The sequence below is a fragment of the Blautia sp. ZXY-1-C6 genome (genome assembly GCF_056339875.1).
In genome coordinates this window covers 1-3,777 of sequence record NZ_JBWJVQ010000251.1, presented here as the reverse complement: position 1 = coordinate 3,777, position 3,777 = coordinate 1, and the positions used below count along the sequence as shown (strand labels likewise).

5 protein-coding genes and 1 pseudogene are annotated in these 3,777 nt (G+C 40.4%); all 6 read left to right on the top strand.

Annotated features, from left to right (window positions below; translation table 11 throughout):
* Positions 1–150, top strand: a pseudogene (locus tag AC075J_RS16305) (TfoX/Sxy family protein); the annotation flags it as partial.
* A gap of 169 nt (positions 151–319) precedes the next feature.
* Positions 320–979, top strand: coding sequence for a phosphatase PAP2 family protein (locus AC075J_RS16300; RefSeq protein ID WP_117990302.1), 660 nt, complete (start codon positions 320–322; stop codon positions 977–979).
* 22 nt (positions 980–1,001) lie between these two features.
* Positions 1,002–1,619, top strand: a complete 618-nt coding sequence (locus tag AC075J_RS16295) for a helix-turn-helix domain-containing protein (RefSeq protein ID WP_242986972.1) — start codon at positions 1,002–1,004, stop codon at positions 1,617–1,619.
* Positions 1,620–1,751: 132 nt separating this feature from the next.
* Positions 1,752–2,189 (top strand): radical SAM mobile pair system MarR family transcriptional regulator, encoded by a 438-nt coding sequence (locus tag AC075J_RS16290; protein ID WP_008704238.1) that lies wholly within the window; start codon positions 1,752–1,754, stop codon positions 2,187–2,189.
* Positions 2,186–2,875 (top strand): radical SAM mobile pair protein A, encoded by a 690-nt coding sequence (locus AC075J_RS16285; protein WP_476390503.1) that lies wholly within the window; start codon positions 2,186–2,188, stop codon positions 2,873–2,875. The genes AC075J_RS16290 and AC075J_RS16285 overlap by 4 nt, the downstream gene beginning before the upstream one ends.
* Positions 2,863–3,771 (top strand): radical SAM mobile pair protein B, encoded by a 909-nt coding sequence (locus AC075J_RS16280; protein ID WP_476390502.1) that lies wholly within the window; start codon positions 2,863–2,865, stop codon positions 3,769–3,771. The genes AC075J_RS16285 and AC075J_RS16280 overlap by 13 nt, the downstream gene beginning before the upstream one ends.
* The last annotated feature ends 6 nt before the right edge of the window (positions 3,772–3,777 follow it).

Here is a 3,777-nt window from a genome sequence, read left to right as displayed (position 1 = left end):
TCACTTATGCCTAATGCAATTTATGAGTTGCCCTATGATGGAGCAAAAGAGATGTTGTTGGTTAATAATGTTGATAACAAAGATTTCCTGACAAGATTGTTTGTCGCTATGTATGATGAACTTCCTGCACAAAAAAAGAAGAAGTCATAAAATCGAAATTTGTAGGAATAGGTATTCAGGAAAATATACAGAAAATCACGCATTTGTGGGGATGATACGAATCGTGTCATACATGTGAAAGAGCGATTCTTACGTCATTTTACGCTTTTTGATAAGGTGAAATCGTCGAAAAGACAAACCAATATAGAAAGGACGTATAATGATGAAAAAGAATGGAAAACAAGTTTTATTTTTAGGAGGTATATTTATTATAGCGTTTGCAATATGGACAGCTTTGATCCAGATGGTAGACGTGCAGCCACTGGGGCAGAATGCAACGAATATTGGATTTGCAACATTCAATTGCTGGTTTCATCGTTTAACAAATGTTAATATGACAATTTATACGATTACCGATTGGATGGGTCTGATTCCTTTAGTTGTATGCCTGATTTTTGCAGGTATTGGACTGGTTCAGTTAATAAAGAGAAGAAGTCTCTTCAAAGTGGATCCCGATATCATTATCCTGGGAGTTTATTATGTTATAGTGATACTGGCATACTTCATTTTTGAGATCATCCCAATCAATTACAGACCAATTTTAATCAATGGAATTATGGAGGCTTCTTATCCTTCTTCAACGACTCTACTGGTATTGTGCGTGTTGCCGACTTTGGTTGAACAGATCCAGCGAAGAATGTCATGTTCTACATTGAAAAGAATCATAACGATTCTAGCAATCGCTTTTTCTGCATTCATGGTTATCGGCAGATTGATTTCCGGAGTACATTGGTTTACGGATATTGTGGGTGGTGTATTGTTAAGTGCCGGATTATTTACTGTTTATAAGGCAGTAGTTATGCTAACAATAAAAAAGTGAAATAAAAAAGGAGGTGCAGGAGGTGGAATTCCATGAAAAGCTTCAGGAATTAAGAAAGAGCCGAGGTTTGACACAAGAAGAACTAGCCGAGGCATTATTTGTTTCAAGAACTGCAATTTCAAAATGGGAATCCGGAAGAGGATATCCGAGCATAGATTCATTAAAGGAAATATCCAGATATTTCTCTGTGTCCATTGATGAGCTGTTATCCGGAGATCAGTTGGTTTTGATTTCTGAAAAAGAAAACAAGTCAAATCTCAATGGTCTATGTGACTTGTTATTTGGATTTACCGATTTGCTCTCTTTGATGCTTATTTTTCTTCCATTGTATTCCAAACCGGTTGATGGATATATCTATTCAGTAAGTCTTATTGAGTATGTAGATAATGAAATTTGGATTCGTATGACATACTGGGGTCTTTTTATCGCATTAACGATTATTGGAATTGTGAATATTTTAATGGTCAATTTCAAATTTGAAAAGGGAAAAAAGGTGATTACTTTTTTGTCTGTAGGGCTTAGTATTATTACTGTTTTGTATCTGGCGATTGCGAGAGAACCATATGCAGTAACAGTGGCTTTTCTGTTGTTACTTATAAAAGGAGGTCTACTTTATAAACGAGCTATGGCCGGTCGATAAGGAGTTGAGCCATACAAATTCCAGTTTTGAGAATTGAAAAAAACGGAATTTACTTATTAAGACATATAAACTGTTGACAATAAAGCTCCTATATAGTATGTTTTTAATAAACTACTATATAGGAGCTTTTGTATGGAAATGAATGGAGGATTTCTTGTTACCAAAATAAAACAGCTTGGAGACCGGATTTTCGAGAAGATTCTCAGTGAAAAGAATATTGATGCGTTTAATGGAGCCCAGGGGCGTATTCTTTATGTGCTGTGGCAGAAGGATGGTATTTCAATCAGGTCACTCTCGACTAAATGCGGATTAGCGATAACATCTCTTACTACGATGCTGGAAAGAATGGAAAATCAAGGGCTGATAAGCCGTGTTCAGTCTGAAACGGACAAGAGGAAAACGCTCCTGTTTCTGACTGAGAAAGCACATGCCTTAAAGGGCGAGTACGATTCTGTATCTGATGAGATGGGCAGTATTTACTACAAAGGTTTTTCAGAGGAAGAAATTATCCGGTTTGAGGAATGCCTCGACCGCATCAGAAAGAATCTTGAGGAGTGGCAGAAGTCATGAGTATTTGTATCAAAGATCAGATTCAGAACATGAATATCGTCATTGGCTGCACAGTGGGGTGTACATATTGCTATGCCCGCAACAACGTGAAACGCTGGCATATGATTGATGATTTCGCTGACCCTGAATTCTTTCCGGGTAAACTCAAGATGATGGAAAAGAAACGTCCGCAGAACTTTCTTCTTACCGGCATGAGCGATCTCTCTGGATGGAAGCCGGAATGGAGAGACGAGGTATTTGCAAAGATCCGTGAAAATCCACAGCATCAGTTCCTGTTCCTTACCAAGCGACCTGATTTGCTGGATTTTGATACCAATCTGGAAAACGCATGGTTTGGCGTTACGGTGACGAGGAAAGCAGAACGGTGGCGTATCGACGCCCTTCGGAAAAACGTCAGAGCAAAACATTACCATGTTACCTTTGAGCCGTTATTCGATGATCCCGGCACAGTTGACCTTTCCGGAATCAATTGGATCGTTGTCGGCACCATGACCGGAGCTCAGAGCAGGAAGATTCATACGGAGCCGGAATGGGCATGGTCTCTGACGGACCAGGCACATAAGCTCGGCATTCCGGTGTTTATGAAGGAAGATCTTGTCCCTATCATAGGGGATGAAAATATGATTCAGGAAATGCCGGAAGAATTTAATAAAGTGTTAGAGGTACAGAAATTATGGAAGAAGTAATAAATGGAATCCTCATTCGTGAGGTGGAAACAAAGAACATCATGACTAAGTCTAGTCTGCCGGTAGGCGGTTACTCGGTCAATCCCTATGTGGGCTGTACACATGCCTGCAAGTATTGCTATGCTTCTTTTATGAAGCGCTTTACCGGGCACAAGGAGGAATGGGGCACTTTCCTTGATGTGAAGCATTGGCCGGAAATTAAAAATCCGAAGAAATATGCCGGACAGCGGGTGGTCATCGGTTCTGTGACAGATGGCTACAATCCACAGGAGGAGCAATTCGGGAATACCAGAAAACTTCTGGAGCAGCTGATCGGCAGTGACGCAGATATTCTGATCTGCACAAAGTCGGATCTTGTGGTACGGGATATTGATCTGTTGAAGAAGCTTGGACGTGTAACCCTTTCATGGTCGATCAACACACTAGATGAAAATTTCAAGAACGATATGGATTCTGCTTCGAGCATTGAGCACCGTATCGCTGCTATGAAGCAGGTATATGAGGCAGGTATCCGTACAGTCTGTTTCGTATCCCCGGTATTCCCCGGTATCACGAATTTTGAAGCAATCTTTGAGCGGGTAAAGGATCAGTGCGATCTGTTCTGGCTCGAAAATCTCAATCTTCGAGGCGGTTTCAAAAAGACAATTATGGATTATATCGCCGGAAAATATCCTGATCTGGTACCACTTTACGACGAGATCTATAACAAGCATAACCGCAGCTACTTTGAAGCACTTGAAGTAAAAGCTGAGAAAATGGCTAAGAAGTATGATTGTGCCTTTGTGGATAATGAAATGCCTTATGGCAGAGTCCCGCAGGGGCATCCGGTGATCGTAGATTATTTCTATCATGAGGAAATCCGTGGGACAGAGAATACCGGAAAAAGAAATCGCTAACTTCCA